This window comes from Mycobacterium gastri, from assembly GCF_002102175.1.
GTDB classification, from domain to species: domain Bacteria; phylum Actinomycetota; class Actinomycetes; order Mycobacteriales; family Mycobacteriaceae; genus Mycobacterium; species Mycobacterium gastri.
In genome coordinates, this window is sequence record NZ_LQOX01000010.1 from 80,659 (window position 1) to 96,489 (window position 15,831).

20 protein-coding genes are annotated in these 15,831 nt (G+C 64.3%); 17 read left to right on the top strand and 3 right to left on the bottom strand.

Features of this window, described 5'->3' with window-relative positions; all coding sequences use genetic code 11:
• Positions 1-85: 85 nt before the first annotated feature.
• Entirely contained in the window at positions 86-427 is a 342-nt protein-coding gene (locus AWC07_RS27360; protein WP_036413846.1) for a hypothetical protein, read from the bottom strand.
• Positions 424-588, bottom strand: a complete 165-nt coding sequence (locus tag AWC07_RS27365; RefSeq protein ID WP_167379999.1) for a hypothetical protein — start codon at positions 586-588, stop codon at positions 424-426. Before AWC07_RS27365 ends, AWC07_RS27360 begins: the two co-directional genes overlap by 4 nt.
• A gap of 284 nt (positions 589-872) precedes the next feature.
• On the opposite strand from AWC07_RS27365, the gene rpsJ reads away from it, so the two are divergent.
• The 17 genes from rpsJ (at position 873) to AWC07_RS02215 (ending at position 14,736) form a co-directional block, all read left to right on the top strand.
• Positions 873-1,178: a 30S ribosomal protein S10 gene (gene rpsJ / locus AWC07_RS02135; RefSeq protein ID WP_003873519.1), complete on the top strand. Its 306-nt coding sequence runs from the start codon at positions 873-875 to the stop codon at positions 1,176-1,178.
• A gap of 14 nt (positions 1,179-1,192) precedes the next feature.
• Complete coding sequence (gene rplC / locus AWC07_RS02140) at positions 1,193-1,846, top strand: 50S ribosomal protein L3 (RefSeq protein ID WP_023370920.1); 654 nt, start codon at positions 1,193-1,195, stop codon at positions 1,844-1,846.
• Positions 1,846-2,514, top strand: a complete 669-nt coding sequence (gene rplD, locus AWC07_RS02145; RefSeq protein ID WP_036413849.1) for a 50S ribosomal protein L4 — start codon at positions 1,846-1,848, stop codon at positions 2,512-2,514. The genes rplC and rplD overlap by 1 nt, the downstream gene beginning before the upstream one ends.
• Entirely contained in the window at positions 2,514-2,816 is a 303-nt protein-coding gene (gene rplW, locus AWC07_RS02150; RefSeq protein WP_023370924.1) for a 50S ribosomal protein L23, read from the top strand. The genes rplD and rplW overlap by 1 nt, the downstream gene beginning before the upstream one ends.
• Before the next feature lie 136 nt (positions 2,817-2,952).
• Positions 2,953-3,795: a 50S ribosomal protein L2 gene (rplB, locus tag AWC07_RS02155; protein WP_036413852.1), complete on the top strand. Its 843-nt coding sequence runs from the start codon at positions 2,953-2,955 to the stop codon at positions 3,793-3,795.
• A 25-nt stretch (positions 3,796-3,820) separates the two neighbouring features.
• On the top strand, positions 3,821-4,102 hold the full coding sequence (rpsS, locus tag AWC07_RS02160) for a 30S ribosomal protein S19 (protein ID WP_003892827.1): 282 nt from the start codon (positions 3,821-3,823) through the stop codon (positions 4,100-4,102).
• On the top strand, positions 4,099-4,665 hold the full coding sequence (gene rplV, locus AWC07_RS02165) for a 50S ribosomal protein L22 (RefSeq protein WP_036413854.1): 567 nt from the start codon (positions 4,099-4,101) through the stop codon (positions 4,663-4,665). Before rpsS ends, rplV begins: the two co-directional genes overlap by 4 nt.
• Positions 4,665-5,498, top strand: coding sequence for a 30S ribosomal protein S3 (gene rpsC, locus AWC07_RS02170; protein ID WP_036413857.1), 834 nt, complete (start codon positions 4,665-4,667; stop codon positions 5,496-5,498). Before rplV ends, rpsC begins: the two co-directional genes overlap by 1 nt.
• Before the next feature lie 7 nt (positions 5,499-5,505).
• Complete coding sequence (rplP, locus tag AWC07_RS02175; RefSeq protein ID WP_011739064.1) at positions 5,506-5,922, top strand: 50S ribosomal protein L16; 417 nt, start codon at positions 5,506-5,508, stop codon at positions 5,920-5,922.
• Positions 5,922-6,182, top strand: a complete 261-nt coding sequence (gene rpmC, locus AWC07_RS02180; protein WP_036413860.1) for a 50S ribosomal protein L29 — start codon at positions 5,922-5,924, stop codon at positions 6,180-6,182. The genes rplP and rpmC overlap by 1 nt, the downstream gene beginning before the upstream one ends.
• Positions 6,179-6,571: a 30S ribosomal protein S17 gene (gene rpsQ / locus AWC07_RS02185; protein WP_139829477.1), complete on the top strand. Its 393-nt coding sequence runs from the start codon at positions 6,179-6,181 to the stop codon at positions 6,569-6,571. Before rpmC ends, rpsQ begins: the two co-directional genes overlap by 4 nt.
• Before the next feature lie 689 nt (positions 6,572-7,260).
• Positions 7,261-8,496, top strand: a complete 1,236-nt coding sequence (locus tag AWC07_RS02190) for a cytochrome P450 (RefSeq protein WP_036413889.1) — start codon at positions 7,261-7,263, stop codon at positions 8,494-8,496.
• A 253-nt stretch (positions 8,497-8,749) separates the two neighbouring features.
• Positions 8,750-11,110 (top strand): arylsulfatase, encoded by a 2,361-nt coding sequence (locus AWC07_RS02195; RefSeq protein WP_036413865.1) that lies wholly within the window; start codon positions 8,750-8,752, stop codon positions 11,108-11,110.
• Positions 11,091-11,768 carry a hypothetical protein gene (locus AWC07_RS28340; RefSeq protein ID WP_244187430.1) on the top strand — a complete coding sequence of 226 codons (678 nt, stop codon included), beginning with the start codon at positions 11,091-11,093 and terminating at the stop codon, positions 11,766-11,768. Before AWC07_RS02195 ends, AWC07_RS28340 begins: the two co-directional genes overlap by 20 nt.
• Before the next feature lie 16 nt (positions 11,769-11,784).
• Positions 11,785-12,675, top strand: coding sequence for a formylglycine-generating enzyme family protein (locus tag AWC07_RS02205; RefSeq protein WP_036413867.1), 891 nt, complete (start codon positions 11,785-11,787; stop codon positions 12,673-12,675).
• Between the two features lie 96 nt (positions 12,676-12,771).
• Positions 12,772-13,674, top strand: coding sequence for a DUF4436 domain-containing protein (locus AWC07_RS02210; RefSeq protein ID WP_036413870.1), 903 nt, complete (start codon positions 12,772-12,774; stop codon positions 13,672-13,674).
• 96 nt (positions 13,675-13,770) lie between these two features.
• The gene (locus AWC07_RS02215; protein WP_036413873.1) at positions 13,771-14,736 is read left to right on the top strand and encodes a DUF4436 domain-containing protein; all 966 of its coding nucleotides are present in this window, start codon (positions 13,771-13,773) and stop codon (positions 14,734-14,736) included.
• Between the two features lie 541 nt (positions 14,737-15,277).
• Here AWC07_RS02215 and AWC07_RS02225 read toward each other — a convergent pair.
• On the bottom strand, positions 15,278-15,547 hold the full coding sequence (locus tag AWC07_RS02225) for a hypothetical protein (protein WP_084293539.1): 270 nt from the start codon (positions 15,545-15,547) through the stop codon (positions 15,278-15,280).
• Positions 15,548-15,831: the final 284 nt, after the last annotated feature.

Below are 15,831 nucleotides of genomic sequence, written 5' to 3' on the forward strand. Positions count from 1 at the left end.
CAGGCTCGGTGCCGTCCTGCTTGTGCCGGCGCCGGTGCGAGGACCCGGCGGATGGGGCCCAAGCTTGTTGGCCACCTCCACGGCCTTAGCCAGCGAATCGGTCGCCGGGTTGCGGACGGCCGGCGGGAAGGCCGACAAGCTCGTCGTGAGCTCTTGCGCGTAGCGTCCGGCCAGTATCGAGCCGGCCACCGCGATCCAGCAACGATTCTCGCACCGGTCTGGCCGGCACAACGAGGCCCCTGCGCCGCGGAAAGCCGCGGAACATCCAGTCAGTGAACTCCGACAACGCCAGCACCCGAGCGCTCCCAGGCACGTTCGGGTCGAAGGCCGCCATCAGTTCGGCGGCCAATTCGGCCGGCGGGGCACCGTTGATCCAGTCGATCATCGGTTGGGCAGCGTCGGGTTCCCCCAAATCCGGCCCGATCACGGGATGAGGCCATACGCGTGGCCGCCGCCGTCCGGGCAGAACAAGCCAAAAGTCCTGGTAGGGTCGCTGCCGGCGATGATCGTGGACCGCCCGGCAGACACCGCGGGCGGCCCACCGACGTCGATGACCCGGGATTTGGCCGAAGCGGTGATCTGGGGCATACTGTTCAGGTTGCCCTGCGCCAGGTTTGCGCCTGGCCAGGCACACGACCGGCGCCCACACGGGCGCGTCCGGCCCCATCCTTGGAGCGCGACCGATTTCGGCGGCTACAAGGCTGCGTGCGGGCGACACGCCCGACCGCGGGGGTCGGTGGACCACGACAGGTAAACAGCGGCGCAGTATCCGGCGCACGCTAGTTCGACCCGGGATCGGCCGGGTCGATCGGCGGGCTGGGGGCACCAGGTCCGGACCCGGGCCTGAAGTATTGGAGTGAGGTAGGAGAAGCGTGGCGGGACAGAAGATCCGCATCAGGCTGAAGGCCTACGACCATGAGGCTATCGACGCTTCGGCGCGCAAGATCGTCGAGACCGTCGTCCGCACGGGCGCCAGCGTCGTAGGTCCGGTGCCACTGCCGACCGAGAAGAACGTGTATTGCGTCATCCGCTCCCCGCATAAGTACAAGGACTCGCGGGAGCACTTCGAGATGCGCACCCACAAGCGGTTGATCGACATTCTCGACCCGACTCCGAAGACGGTTGACGCACTCATGCGCATCGATCTTCCGGCCAGCGTCGACGTCAATATCCAGTAGGAGTCTGCAGAGCAATGGCACGAAAGGGCATTCTCGGTACCAAGCTGGGCATGACGCAGGTATTCGACGAGAACAACAGAGTCGTACCGGTGACAGTGGTCAAGGCGGGGCCCAACGTCGTGACGCGCATCCGCACGCCGGAGCGCGACGGCTACAGCGCCGTGCAGCTGGCCTACGGCGAAATCAGTCCCCGCAAGGTCACCAAGCCGCTGACCGGTCAGTACACCGCCGCGGGCGTCAATCCGCGCCGGCACCTGGCCGAGCTGCGCCTGGACGACCCGGACGCGGTGGCCGAATACGAGGTCGGCCAGGAGCTCACGGCCGAGATCTTCGCCGACGGCAGCTACGTGGACGTGACCGGTACCTCCAAGGGCAAAGGCTTCGCCGGCACCATGAAGCGGCACGGCTTCCGCGGTCAGGGAGCTGCGCACGGTGCCCAGGCGGTGCACCGGCGTCCCGGCTCCATCGGCGGTTGCGCCACCCCGGCACGGGTGTTCAAGGGCACCCGAATGGCCGGCCGGATGGGCAATGACCGGGTAACCGTGCAGAACCTGTTGGTGCACAAGGTCGATGCCGAAAATGGCGTGCTGTTGATCAAGGGTGCGGTTCCCGGCCGCACCGGCGGACTCGTGATGGTCCGCAGCGCGATCAAACGAGGTGAAAAGTAATGGCTGCCACCACCCTCAAGATTGACGTCAAGACGCCGGCCGGCAAGGTCGAGGGCTCCATCGAGTTGCCGGCCGAGTTGTTCGACGTACCGGCCAACATCGCCCTGATGCACCAGGTGGTCACCGCGCAGCGCGCGGCGGCCCGCCAGGGCACGCACTCGACGAAGACGCGCGGCGATGTCAGTGGCGGTGGTCGTAAGCCGTACCGGCAGAAGGGCACTGGTCGTGCCCGGCAGGGTTCGACGCGGGCGCCGCAGTTCACCGGCGGCGGCGTGGTACACGGTCCCAAGCCCCGTGACTACAGCCAGCGCACCCCCAAGAAGATGATCGCCGCCGCGTTGCGGGGCGCGTTGTCGGACCGGGCGCGCAACGGGCGCATCCATGCCGTCACCGAGTTGGTCGCCGGCCAAACCCCATCCACCAAGAGCGCCAAGACATTTCTGGCCACGCTGACCGACCGCAAGCAGCTGCTGGTGGTCATTGGGCGCGACGACGAGACGGCGGCCAAGAGCGTCCGCAACCTGCCCGGGGTGCACGTCCTGTCGCCCGACCAACTCAACACCTACGACGTGCTGCGCGCCGACGACGTGGTTTTCAGCGTGGCGGCGCTCAACGCCTACATAGCCGCTAATACAGCCGCCAACACTCCCGAGGAGGTTTCGGCCTGATGGCGACCATCGCCGACCCCCGCGACATCATCCTGGCTCCGGTGATCTCGGAGAAGTCCTACGGGTTGCTCGACGACAACGTCTACACGTTTGTGGTGCATCCCGATTCGAACAAGACGCAGATCAAGATCGCTATCGAGAAGATCTTCGCCGTCAAGGTCGCATCGGTGAACACCGCGAATCGGCCGGGCAAGCGCAAGCGCACCCGGACCGGATACGGCAGGCGCAAGAACACCAAGCGCGCCATCGTGACGCTGGCGCCGGGCAGCAAGCCGATTGACCTGTTCGGAGCCCCGGCCTAGCCCGGCGACGATGCAGAGCGAAGCGATGAGGAGGAGCTGGGCAATCCAGCCTAGCCCGGCGACGATGCAGAGCGAAGCGATGAGGAGGAGCTGGGCAATACTGCCAGCTGCGCGCGAGAGAAAGACCTGATTAGACATGGCAATTCGCAAATACAAGCCGACGACGCCGGGCCGCCGCGGCGCCAGTGTGTCGGATTTCGCCGAGATCACCCGATCCACGCCGGAGAAGTCACTGGTGCGTCCGTTGCACGGCCACGGCGGCCGCAACGCGCACGGCCGGATCACCACGCGCCACAAGGGTGGCGGACACAAGCGCGCCTACCGGTTCATCGACTTCCGTCGCAACGACAAGGACGGGGTCAACGCCAAGGTTGCGCACATCGAGTACGACCCGAACCGCACCGCAAGGATCGCACTGCTGCATTATCTCGACGGCGAAAAGCGCTACATCATCGCGCCCAACGGGCTTTCACAGGGCGACGTGGTGGAATCGGGTCCCAACGCCGACATCAAGCCTGGTAACAACCTGCCGCTGCGCAACATCCCGGCCGGCACCTTGGTCCACGCCGTTGAGTTGCGGCCCGGCGGTGGGGCCAAGCTTGCGCGCTCGGCCGGGTCGAGCATCCAGTTGCTCGGCAAGGAAGCCAGCTACGCGTCGCTGCGTATGCCCAGCGGCGAGATCCGCCGGGTCGACGTCCGCTGCCGCGCGACGGTAGGCGAGGTGGGCAACGCCGAGCAAGCGAACATCAACTGGGGCAAGGCCGGTCGGATGCGATGGAAGGGCAAGCGTCCGTCGGTCCGCGGCGTGGTGATGAACCCCGTCGACCACCCGCACGGTGGTGGCGAGGGTAAGACCTCCGGTGGCCGTCACCCGGTCAGCCCCTGGGGCAAGAAGGAAGGGCGCACTCGCCATCCGAACAAGCAAAGTAACAAACTCATCGTCCGCCGTCGGCGCACCGGCAAAAAGCACTCGCGCTAGGAAGAGATTTGGGGAGTAGTCAACTATGCCACGCAGCCTGAAGAAGGGCCCGTTCGTCGACGACCATCTGCTCAAGAAGGTCGACGTACAGAACGAGAAGAACACCAAGCAGGTCATCAAGACCTGGTCGCGGCGTTCGACCATCATCCCCGACTTCATCGGCCACACCTTCGCGGTGCACGACGGCCGCAAGCATGTCCCGGTGTTCGTCACCGAGGCGATGGTGGGTCACAAGCTCGGTGAATTCGCGCCGACGCGCACCTTCAAGGGGCACATCAAGGACGACCGGAAGAGTAAGCGGCGATGACTACCACTACCGAATATCCGTCGGCCGTCGCTAAGGCACGGTTTGTGCGGGTATCGCCTAGAAAGGCGCGCCGGGTCATCGATCTGGTGCGCGGCCGGTCGGTATCGGACGCACTCGACATCCTGCGGTGGGCGCCGCAGGCCGCCAGTGAGCCGGTGGCCAAGGTGATCGCCAGTGCGGCTGCCAACGCGCAGAACAACAACGGCCTGGACCCGACGACCTTGGTGGTTGCCACGGTCTACGCCGATGAAGGTCCGACCGCCAAACGCATCCGTCCGCGTGCCCAGGGCCGCGCGTTCCGAATTCGCCGGCGCACCAGCCACATCACCGTGGTGGTGGAGAGCCGGCCGGCCAAGGACGAGCGGTCTTCGAAGTCGTCGAGGGCCCGCCGGGCCGAGGGCAGCAAGGCCGCCGCGAAGGCGGGTCCTGGTTCGGGGGCTAAGAAGACGGCGAGCAAGGCGCCTGCCAAGAAGGCGGCCACCTCCCCGGCCAAGAAGGCGCCCGCCAAGAAGGCACCCGCAAAGACATCTGAGACTTCTGAAGCGAAGGGAGGCTCAGACTAGTGGGCCAGAAGATCAATCCGCACGGCTTCCGGCTGGGCATCACCACCGACTGGAAGTCGCGCTGGTACGCCGACAAGCAGTACGCCGAGTACGTCAAGGAGGACGTCGCCATCCGCCGGTTACTGTCGAGCGGCCTGGAGCGGGCGGGTATCGCCGACGTGGAGATCGAGCGGACCCGCGATCGGGTCCGGGTGGACATTCACACCGCACGCCCGGGCATCGTCATCGGCCGCCGCGGCACCGAGGCGGACCGCATCCGTGCGGACCTGGAAAAGCTCACCGGCAAGCAGGTTCAGCTCAACATCCTCGAAGTGAAAAACCCTGAGTCGCAAGCTCAATTGGTGGCCCAGGGCGTTGCCGAACAGTTGAGCAACCGGGTGGCATTCCGCCGCGCGATGCGCAAGGCCATCCAGTCGGCGATGCGTCAGCCCAACGTCAAGGGGATCAGGGTTCAGTGCTCGGGCCGTCTAGGCGGGGCTGAGATGAGCCGCTCGGAGTTCTACCGCGAAGGCCGGGTTCCTCTGCACACCTTGCGCGCAGACATCGACTACGGCCTGTACGAGGCCAAGACCACCTTCGGCCGGATCGGTGTGAAGGTGTGGATTTACAAGGGCGACATCGTCGGCGGCAAGCGCGAATTGGCCGCCGCAGCCCCCGCGGGCCCCGAACGGCCGCGCCGTGAACGGCCGGCGGGCACCCGTCCGCGCCGCAGCGGAGCCTCGGGCACGACGGCGACGGGTACCGACGCCGGCCGCGCCGCCGGCAGCGAAGAGGGCACTGCGGCGGCCGGCAACGAAGCCGCGCCGGCGGTCGAAGCGCAGAGTACGGAGTGAATGAATCATGCTGATTCCCCGCAAGGTCAAGCACCGCAAGCAGCATCATCCCCGCCAGCGAGGCATCGCCAGCGGTGGAACGTCGGTGAACTTCGGTGACTACGGCATCCAGGCGCTCGAACACGCCTATGTCACCAACCGGCAGATCGAGTCCGCTCGTATCGCCATCAACAGGCACATCAAGCGTGGCGGCAAGGTGTGGATCAACATCTTCCCGGACCGCCCGTTGACCAAAAAGCCCGCCGAGACCCGGATGGGTTCGGGCAAGGGCTCCCCGGAGTGGTGGGTGGCCAACGTCAAGCCGGGCCGGGTGCTGTTCGAGCTCAGCTACCCCAATGAAGCGATCGCGCGGGCGGCGCTGACCCGTGCGATCCACAAGTTGCCGATCAAGGCACGCATTATCACGCGAGAGGAGCAGTTCTGATGGCAGTGGGAATCTCCCCTGGCGAACTGCGTGAGCTCACCGACGAGGAACTGACCGAGCGGCTGCGCGAAGCCAAGGCAGAGTTGTTCAACCTGCGCTTCCAGATGGCGACCGGCCAGCTCAACAACATCCGCCGGCTCCGCACGGTGCGTCGGGAAATCGCACGCGTCTATACCGTGCTGCGCGAACGGGAACTGGGTCTGGCTTCCGGTCCCGATGGTTCCGATGGCCCCGATGCTCCCGAAGGTAAGGAATCGTGATGGCAGAGGCTAAGACTGGCGCAAAGGCGGCACCCGCGGCGGCTAAAGCCCCCCGCAAGGCAGCCTCCAAAGAGGCCGCACTCAAGGATGTCCCCTCGAAAGCGAAGGGCCCCAAGCACACTCCGAGCGCTCCCAAGCCGCGCGGTCGTCGCAAGACACGTATCGGCTACGTGGTCAGTGACAAAATGCAGAAGACCATCGTAGTCGAGCTGGAAGACCGCGTGCGGCACCCGTTGTACGGCAAGATCATTCGGACCACCAAGAAGGTCAAGGCGCACGACGAGAACAGCATCGCCGGCATCGGCGACCGCGTTTCGCTGATGGAGACGCGTCCGTTGTCGGCGACCAAACGCTGGCGGCTGGTCGACATCCTCGAGAAGGCCAAGTAAACAAAAGAAGTTGTCTAGGCGCTGGGTCAGGTGATTTTCCTCACCTGACCCGGCGCCTTTTTGGCTGAAAGTGTCAGCTTGCTGAACGGAATCGATCCGCACCGCAGCCGTTACCTGATGTAGGAACACCCTTGTCCACCGATGGTAGGACAAGTGATACTTCATGCTTATCCACCGATAGCAGGACAAAATTCGCCGGGTCTGATGGCTAAAATTTCTCGGTGAAAGGAGATTTGCATTGGCCCGCCTTGCGCCGCAATGGACGGTCTGCGAATCGATACCAGGAGGTAATTCCGTGACACACGAAAGTCTGTTCGCCGAATGCGAGCTCGTCTACTCGGCTCCTATCTGCAAGGCAGACGAAATCGCCGAGTGAATTCGTGCTGAGGGGCTTTGAGGTCCTCCTCCCGAGCACACCGGGTAGCGATGCACGATAGCCCCTAAGCCGTGAGTGGCCGGCGGGGATCTGATGTCCTGACGTGGTCAGATTCCCGCCGACCGCTTCTTTGATCGTGGGGGAGAACACAGCGTTGAGGTGGCGTGCAGGACTCGGGTTCACCGTCGGAGGCTCAGCAGCGCCTAGCGGGGTGAAGTCGGGAGAGAAGAGATGATGGCCAGGCCAGTTACGCGCTGCTTCGCAGTTACCCAGAGGCGGCCAAACGCATATCAGGTGCGATGCTGAAGCCATGATGAGCTCCACTACTCCGGTCCTCGGTTCGCCGTCCGGAATCGACTTGACGGATCCGAACAACTTCAGGAACGGATTCCCGCACGACGTATTTGAGATCCACCGCACAGAAGCGCCGGTGTTCTGGCACGCGCCCACCGAACACACACCGGATGGTGAAGGCTTCTGGTCGGTAGCCACCTATGCTGAAACCCTTGCGGTATTGCGTGATTCCGCTACCTTTTCCTCCGAAAGCGGCGGCCGGCGGCCGTTCGGTGGCACCTTGTTGCAGGATCTGCCAATCGCCGGTCATGTGCTCAACATGATGGATGATCCGCGGCATGCTGCGATCCGGCGGCTGGTCAGCTCTGGTCTAGGGCCACGAATGATTCGCCGAATCGAACACGACCTGCGCCAGCGGGCCCGAAGTCTGCTCAACCAGATCGAGCCCGGCGTAGCGTTGGACTTCGCGGTTGATATCGCTGTCGACCTGCCAATGCAGGCGATCTGCATCTTATGCGGAATTCCGGAGATCGACCGGCACTGGTTGTTAGAGGAGTTTGAGGCGGGTCTGGATTTTCGTGGAACCCGAGCGGAGTACCTGGAATGGGCGTTTGGTGAGGGCGCCGAATCACGGCGGGACAGCTACTGTCGGGAGCTGATTGCGCGCAAACGCGCTGAGCCGGCTGACGACCTGCTGTCTATCGTCGCCAACGCAACCGAACCTTTCCTGTCGGACGCCGAGGTGCACTTGTTTTTCAACACGATGTTCAGCGCGGGCTCAGACACTACTCGCAATGTGATTGCGGTTGGGCTGCTTGCTCTGGCCGAACGTCCCGACCAATGGCGGCAACTGCGTGGGGATTTGAAGTTGTTGCCGTCGGCGATTGAGGAAATGGTGCGTTGGTCATCGCCATCGCCGTCGAAGCGGCGCACGGCCACTCGCGCCGTCACCTTGGGAAGTCAACGGATCGAGGCTGGCCAAAAGGTGTTGGTGTGGGAGGGCTCGGCCAACCGCGATCCCAGCGTATTCGACCGTCCAAACGAATTCGACATCACCCGAAAGCCCAACCCGCACCTCGGTTTTGGCCAAGGGGTGCACGCTTGCATGGGCGCAAATCTGGCCCGGATGGAGCTGCGGCTGTTTTTCGAGGAACTGCTCCCGCGCTTCGAAGAAATCCAGTTGACGGCGCCCGTGGAATGGATCGGTACTAACCGCCGCAACGGCTTGCGGCACCTGGTCGTGGAATTCAACTGACCGCACCACCGGCGCCGGTGGCCGCGAAGCCGCCGGCAGTAACGGGGCGCGCGGAGCGCCCGCTCAGACGCCGATGCCGGCCCAGCGAAAATTTGTCATACTATGTTGACAATGTAAGCTAGCGGCAGGCCGCAAAATCTGGCAAGCGCCCAAATTGTGCACTGCCGCGTCGTTGTGCGGTCGGGTCACCTCTGTTCGGGGTAATCTCCACGCGACGCCGATAAATGCGCGTACAGAAAGTGGGTGTGTTGCAGTGACGACGGGGTCAACCGGGTTTCAAGGCAAGATCGAGCTGGACATCCGTGACTCGGAACCGGATTGGGGTCCCTACGCGGCGCCGAACGCGCCGGAGAACGCGCCCAACATCTTGTACCTGGTGTGGGACGACACCGGTATCGCGACCTGGGACTGCTTCGGCGGCCTGGTGGAGATGCCCGCCATGACGCGCATCGCTGAGCGCGGCGTGCGGCTGACGCAATTCCACACCACCGCGCTGTGTTCGCCGACGCGGGCGTCGCTGCTGACCGGGCGCAACGCGACCACCGTCGGCATGGCGACCATCGAAGAATTCACCGACGGCTTCCCCAACTGCAACGGACGCATACCGGCCGATACCGCCCTACTTTCGGAGGTGCTTGCCGAACGCGGCTACAACACCTATTGCGTGGGCAAGTGGCACCTGACACCGCTCGAAGAGGCCAACATGGCCTCGACGAAGCGGCATTGGCCCACGTCTCGGGGTTTCGAACGCTTCTACGGATTCATGGGTGGCGAGACCGACCAGTGGTATCCCGACCTGGTGTACGACAACCACCCGGTCAGCCCGCCCGGCACCCCCGAGGACGGCTATCACCTGTCAAAGGACTTGGCCGACAAGGCGATCCAATTCATCCGTGACGCCAAGGTGATCGCGCCGGACAAGCCGTGGTTCAGCTACTTCTGCCCGGGCGCCGGACACGCCCCGCACCACGTCTTCAAGGAGTGGGCGGACAAATATGCCGGCAAGTTCGACATGGGCTATGAGAAATACCGCGAGGTCGTGCTGGAGCGGCAGAAGTCGATGGGAATCGTGCCGCCGGACACCGAATTGTCGCCCATCAACCCATATCTCGACGTGACGGGACCGCAAGGCGAGCCGTGGCCGCTGCAGGACACCGTGCGACCCTGGGATTCACTCAACGACGAAGAGAAGAAGCTGTTCAGCCGGATGGCCGAGGTGTTCGCCGGTTTCTTGAGCTACACCGATGCGCAGATCGGCCGCATCCTCGACTACCTCGACGAATCGGGACAGCTGGACAACACCATCATCGTGGTGATTTCCGACAACGGTGCCAGCGGTGAGGGCGGACCCAACGGGTCGGTCAACGAAGGAAAATTCTTCAACGGCTATATCGACACCGTCGAAGAGAGCATGAAGCTCTTCGACCACCTGGGTGGCCCGCAAACCTACAACCACTACCCGATCGGGTGGGCGATGGCCTTCAACACGCCCTACAAGCTGTTCAAGCGCTACGCCTCGCACGAGGGCGGGATTGCCGATACGGCGATCATTTCCTGGCCGGCCGGTATCGCGGCCCACGGTGAAGTCCGGGACAACTACGTCAATGTCGCCGACGTCACCCCGACCGTTTACGAGCTGCTGGGCATGACGCCGCCGGACACCGTCAAGGGCATCACCCAGAAGCCCCTCGATGGGGTGAGTTTCAAAGCAGCCCTTGACGATTCGGCCACCGACACCGGTAAGCACACCCAGTTCTACGCCATGCTCGGCACCCGCGGGATCTGGCATCGAGGGTGGTTCGCCAACACCATCCACGCCGCCACACCGGCCGGCTGGTCGCATTTCGACACCGATCGGTGGGAACTGTTCCACATCGAAAAAGACCGCAGCCAATGCCATGACCTCGCCGCCGAGCATCCCGGCAAGCTCGAAGAACTCAAGGCGCTGTGGTATTCCGAGGCGGCCAAGTACAACGGCCTGCCCCTGTCGGATCTCAACATCGTGGAGACCATGATGCGGTCGCGGCCCTATCTGGTCACCGAACGATCCACCTACATCTACTATCCCGACTGCGCAGACGTCGGTATCGGGGCCGCCGCCGAAATCCGCGGCCGTTCGTTTGCCGTCGTGGCCGAGGTGACGGTGGACACCACCGGGGCCGAAGGTGTGCTCTTCAAACAGGGCGGCGCGCACGGCGGACACGTGTTGTTCATCCAGGACGGACGCCTGCACTACGTCTACAACTTCCTTGGTGAGCGCCAGCAGCTGCTCTCGTCGGTCGGCCCGATCCCGCTGGGCCGACACCTGCTCGGCGTGCGTTATGCGCGGACGGGAACGGTGCCCAACAGCCACACCCCGCTGGGTGACCTGGCGATGTACTTCGACTACCACGAGGTCGGCACGCTGGCGGATGTGGTGACACACCCGGGCACGTTCGGGCTGGCAGGTGCCGGCATCACCGTCGGGCGCAACGGCGGTTCGGCGGTGTCCAGCCGCTACAAGGCGCCGTTCGTCTTTACCGGTGGAACCATTGCCCAGGTGACGATCGACCTATCCGGACGACCGTATGAAGACGTGGAAAAAGAACTCGCCCTTGCCTTTTCGCGCGACTAGGCACTCACCGAGACTGCTGTGCGCAGTCCGCGGCGCGGCGGGTGTGCTATGCCTGTCGGGCATCGTGGTCGGCTGCGGTGAGCGCGGTGGTGGGCCGGGCGCACCCGCACGTCCCGGCCCGGCGGAGCCGGTGCCCGGCATCGTGACGACGCACCCGGAACAGATCCCGCCCGACACGGTCGCCTGCTCGCCGTCGCTGACCGGCGAGGGCCGAGCGACCCTGGCCAGCGTCTCCGACCCGGCCGCGCCCAGGATCACCATCAGCGTGCCGGACGGTTGGACGTCGACTCCGGGCAGCGGTGCTACGGCACTGATGTTGACCGGCCCCAGCGGCATGTCGGCGACCGTGACCATCGCCCCCACCGACCGGCAGCCGGACCGCGCTTTCCTGGCCTACACCGCCAGCCTGGGCGGGTCGATGCGACATCTCAACCTCCTGGTCACCGGGGTACCGTTCTGCGGCTTCAGCAGCCAGCTGTTGACCGGCACCCTGCAGGGATCGTCGGGTCCGATCGAATTCGCCGACCGCGTCACTCACATCTGGACGAACACCAAGAACTACCTGGTGGCCATCCACCTGGAGGGCCCCGCGGCGGTGCCCGGCTTCCGTTCGGCAAAATCGGCTTTGATGCAGGACTTCGCCGTCTTCATACCCTGAGCCATACCCTGAAGCCGTGTTAACCGAACTGGTTGAGCTGCCGGGTGGGTCGTTCCGCATGGGCTCGACGAGCTTCTATCCCGAAGAAGCGCCGATTCATACCGTCACCGTGCCCGCGTTCGCGATCGAGCGCCACCCGGTCACCAATGCGCAGTTTGCCGAATTCGTCGCTGCCACAGGGTATGTGACCGTGGCAGAACAGCCTATGGACCCCACGCTCTATCCGGGGGCTAACCCCGACGACCTGTGTCCGGGGGCGATGGTGTTCCGTCCGACCGCTGGTCCGGTCGACCTGCGCGACTGGCGGCAGTGGTGGGATTGGGCGCCCGGCGCAAGCTGGCGCCAACCATTCGGGCCGGACAGCGATATCGCCGACAAACCCGACCACCCCGTCGTGCAGGTGGCCTATCCCGACGCGGCCGCCTACGCGCGGTGGGCGGGACGGCGCCTGCCGAGCGAGGCCGAGTGGGAGTACGCGGCGCGCGGGGGAACCACGACCACATATGCCTGGGGCGACGAGGCCAAGCCCGGCGGGCAGCTGATGGCCAATACCTGGCAGGGCAAGTTCCCCTACCGCAACGACGGCGCACTGGGCTGGGTGGGCACCTCGCCGGTGGGCACCTTCCCGCCCAACGGCTTCGGTCTGGCCGACATGATCGGCAACGTCTGGGAATGGACCACGACCGAGTTCTCCGCACACCACCGCACCGATCAGCCTCCGAAGGCGTGCTGCGCGCCTGCCGGGCCCGCCGACCCCACCATCAGCCAGACGCTCAAGGGCGGCTCCCATCTTTGTGCGCCGGAGTATTGCCACCGGTACCGACCGGCCGCCCGCTCACCGCAATCGCAAGACACCGCGACCACACACATCGGATTCCGCTGCGTGGCCGAACGCGGATCAGGCTGACGAAATTCGCGGGTCTGTCGCCCGGCGCGTCGCCGTCTGATCGGCGGTGCGGCTCACTAGCATCTGCCCCGTGTTGACCACGAAGAGCCGCTCGCGATGACCCATCAGGCTCCGGCGGCCCCGGCCCCGGCCACGGGCAAGTCGCGCGGATCACGCCTCGTGATCGGCATGGCCGCTGTCGTTGGCATCATCGTCGTCTACGCCTTGTCCCTATTCGGTGTGCACTTGCTGGCCACGTCGGCGCCCCCGCTGCCGCAACCGGACCTGGGCACCACCGACGACACCGTCGTGCAGGTCCGGCTCGAGAAGCTGGAGACGGTCGCCAACCGCCTCACGGTGAATGTACTTGTCATTCCAGAAGATTCGAAGTTCGACAAACGCCTCGACGTGTTGACCCAAGACCTTGCCGTGCGGTTGTATCCGGAGAACGACCTCGGCGACCTGCAGTACCCGGTCGGGAAGTCGCCGGCGCAGGTCAGCACCGCGATCGAGGCCGAGGGCGATCCCGCCAACTGGCCGTTCGACTCCTACACCACGGGTGTCATCTCTGCCGACGTGATTGTCGGGTCCGGCGAGAGCCGGGTGAAAGAACCCGCCCGGGTCGAGGTGATCGGGTCGTTGGACGGCTGGGACGTCAGCGTGCAGCGCGTCGGCGAGTCCAGTCAGACCACCAGCCGTCCTGACAACGTCATCATCACCTTGCACCGGGCCAAGGGCTCGCTGATCTTCGACCTGGGCATCATTCTGGTCCTGGTCAGCCTGCCGACCTTGGGGCTATGGGTGTCCATCCCGATGGCATTGGGCAGGAAGAAGTTCTTGCCACCGTTCGTGACGTGGTTCGCCGCCATGCTGTTCGCCGTGGTCCCATTGCGCAATATCCTGCCCGGCAACCCGCCGCCCGGCTCCTGGATTGACCAAGCGGTCACGCTATGGGTGCTGATCGCATTGATCGTGGCGATGAGCCTGTTCATCTTCGCCTACCGCCGGCAATCGGACTGATCTAGAAACGTCCCCGGCGGGAACGCCGGTTGCTACCATCTGACTCCGTGTTCGGGGGCAGGTACATGTCAGCGGTCTCTCCGCCGGGGACCGCAGATGACCGATAACCACGCGCCGGCGGCGCCGGAGCCGGGTGAACCGGCCGGTTCAGCGGCGTCTCCGCCGGTCGGGTCAGCGGCATCTCGGCCGCCCCGCCCGCACATGTCGCGGCGCAAACACCTGGTGCTCGACGTGTCGATCATTGTCGGTGTCGCCGTTGTCTACGTGCTGTCACTGGTCGGCTATCACTGGCTTGCCGGCACGCCGGGACCATTGCCCAAGCCCGATATGGGCACCACCGAGGACACGGTGGTGTTGGTGCGCTTCGAGCAACTGCACACCGTGGCAAATCGCCTCGACGTGAAAGTTCGGGTGCTGCCTGACGATTCGATGATTGACAGGCGTCTCGACGTACTGACCACCGACACATCGGTGCGCCTTTATCCGGCGAACGACCTCGGCGACCTGCAATACCCGGTAGGAAAATCGCCGGCACAGGTCGCCACCACCATCGAAGCGCACGGCGATCCGGCTAACTGGCCGTTCGACACGTACACCACTGACACTGTCGAAGCCGATGTGCTGATCGGGGCCGGTGACACTCGCCAGTACAAGCCCGCCCGCGTCGAAGTGACCGGATCGCTGGAGGGCTGGGACATCAGCGCCCAGCGCGTCGGGGACGCCAGCCAGACCTCGGATCGCCCGGACAACGTGATCATCACTCTGAAGCGGGCCAAGGGGCCGCTGGTCTTCGACCTGGGAATCTGCCTGGTCCTTGTCACGCTGCCGACACTGGCCCTGTTCGTGGCCATCCAGATGGTCACCGGACGGCGAAAATTCTTGCCACCGTTCTCCACGTGGTATGCGGCGATGCTGTTCGCCGTGGTGCCGCTGCGCAATATCCTCCCCGGCTCCCCGCCGGCGGGGTCGTGGATCGACCAAGCCGTGGTGATCTGGGTGCTGATTGCGTTGGCCACGGCCATGGTGGTGTACGTCGTTGCGTGGTACCGGGAATCCGAGTAGCGCACGGTGACGTAGGTGCCCGCGGGACAACGGGTTCCGGCCCGCCGTGGAAGTGGCCGTGGCCAGGCCACAGCGAGTGCGCAAGGCGCCCGGTGCTCGACGGCCAGGCGGGTTCGCAGCCAAGGAATCCGGGCGCAGGTCGGCGCGCATCCAGCGCAAGGTGTTGCGGAACGCCGAGGCTGGGGTGCATGGGTCGGTGCACCCGTTTGGGCATGAGGGGGTCCCTAGCCACTGGCAAACCAGTGGTCCCATCACCCTGGCAAATGACAAAATCTTCCACGCCCTACAACCAAGCCGCCCGCAATAGACCCCGAACTCATTGGCCGAACACAGGAGCATCCCCTTTCGAGAAGGTCGGTTACGACGCTTCAATTCTTCTATGACAAGAGCGCGGTATTCCGGTCGTAGCGCCGAAACATCGCTCATGAATTAGTTAGTCCATTCATTGCGGGCAAGTCAAGTGCCCCTTTTGGTCAGGCAGCAGATTAGCGATATGGCAGGGCAGCAGCGGTCGCCCGGCGTGTGTTGACTCTTGTTGACGCTACCCGGACATCGGCCAGGCCTCAAAGTAGGCGCTAATTGCGCGTTCAATCGCCAATCCATACTCATTCGGAACATGGCCCGGACCGTAGTTGGCGCTCAACGCGTGGATGAGCACACGCTCAACGGCATTGCTCTGGTCGTTGGTCGGCTTCTGGGTGCCGCGAAGCTCGGCGAGGAGGGCGGGGTTACGACGCGTCAGTTCTTCTACGATAACGGCACGGGATTCCGGTGAAATAGCGTCAAAAACATCGCTCACGGATTTCTCCATCCATTACGGGTTTTCGCCCAGGCGGTCACTACTTGCCCATCTTTGTTCAAGATCACTGTTGCGTCTTTGCCAAAATATTCGTAAGTCCCGCCATATTGGTCCGGCTCAAACACCGGCGGTTGCGTTGGGTTGGCAACGGCGTCCTGCAGTGCGCGGTCGTTGACGCCATGACCGTCGCGGCCGTTAACTTGCTCCTCTCCATGACCTCCTGAGTTAGGACATTTGCCTTAGTACCCCGTTTTCAGTCCGAGCGCGTCGAGGATGTGGCGTTGATCTGCGGGAAT

Coding starts and splice junctions, on each gene's coding strand:
- rpmC (WP_036413860.1), top strand. CDS start 5,922: ATGGCAGTGGGAATCTCCCCTGGCGAACTGCGTGAGCTCACCGACGAG.
- AWC07_RS02215 (WP_036413873.1), top strand. CDS start 13,771: ATGACCGATAACCACGCGCCGGCGGCGCCGGAGCCGGGTGAACCGGCC.
- rplB (WP_036413852.1), top strand. CDS start 2,953: ATGGCAATTCGCAAATACAAGCCGACGACGCCGGGCCGCCGCGGCGCC.
- rplD (WP_036413849.1), top strand. CDS start 1,846: ATGGCTGCCACCACCCTCAAGATTGACGTCAAGACGCCGGCCGGCAAG.
- AWC07_RS27365 (WP_167379999.1), bottom strand. CDS start 588: ATGCCCCAGATCACCGCTTCGGCCAAATCCCGGGTCATCGACGTCGGT.
- rplV (WP_036413854.1), top strand. CDS start 4,099: ATGACTACCACTACCGAATATCCGTCGGCCGTCGCTAAGGCACGGTTT.
- AWC07_RS02210 (WP_036413870.1), top strand. CDS start 12,772: ATGACCCATCAGGCTCCGGCGGCCCCGGCCCCGGCCACGGGCAAGTCG.
- rplW (WP_023370924.1), top strand. CDS start 2,514: ATGGCGACCATCGCCGACCCCCGCGACATCATCCTGGCTCCGGTGATC.
- AWC07_RS02190 (WP_036413889.1), top strand. CDS start 7,261: ATGAGCTCCACTACTCCGGTCCTCGGTTCGCCGTCCGGAATCGACTTG.
- rpsS (WP_003892827.1), top strand. CDS start 3,821: ATGCCACGCAGCCTGAAGAAGGGCCCGTTCGTCGACGACCATCTGCTC.
- rplP (WP_011739064.1), top strand. CDS start 5,506: ATGCTGATTCCCCGCAAGGTCAAGCACCGCAAGCAGCATCATCCCCGC.
- rplC (WP_023370920.1), top strand. CDS start 1,193: ATGGCACGAAAGGGCATTCTCGGTACCAAGCTGGGCATGACGCAGGTA.
- AWC07_RS02225 (WP_084293539.1), bottom strand. CDS start 15,547: ATGGAGAAATCCGTGAGCGATGTTTTTGACGCTATTTCACCGGAATCC.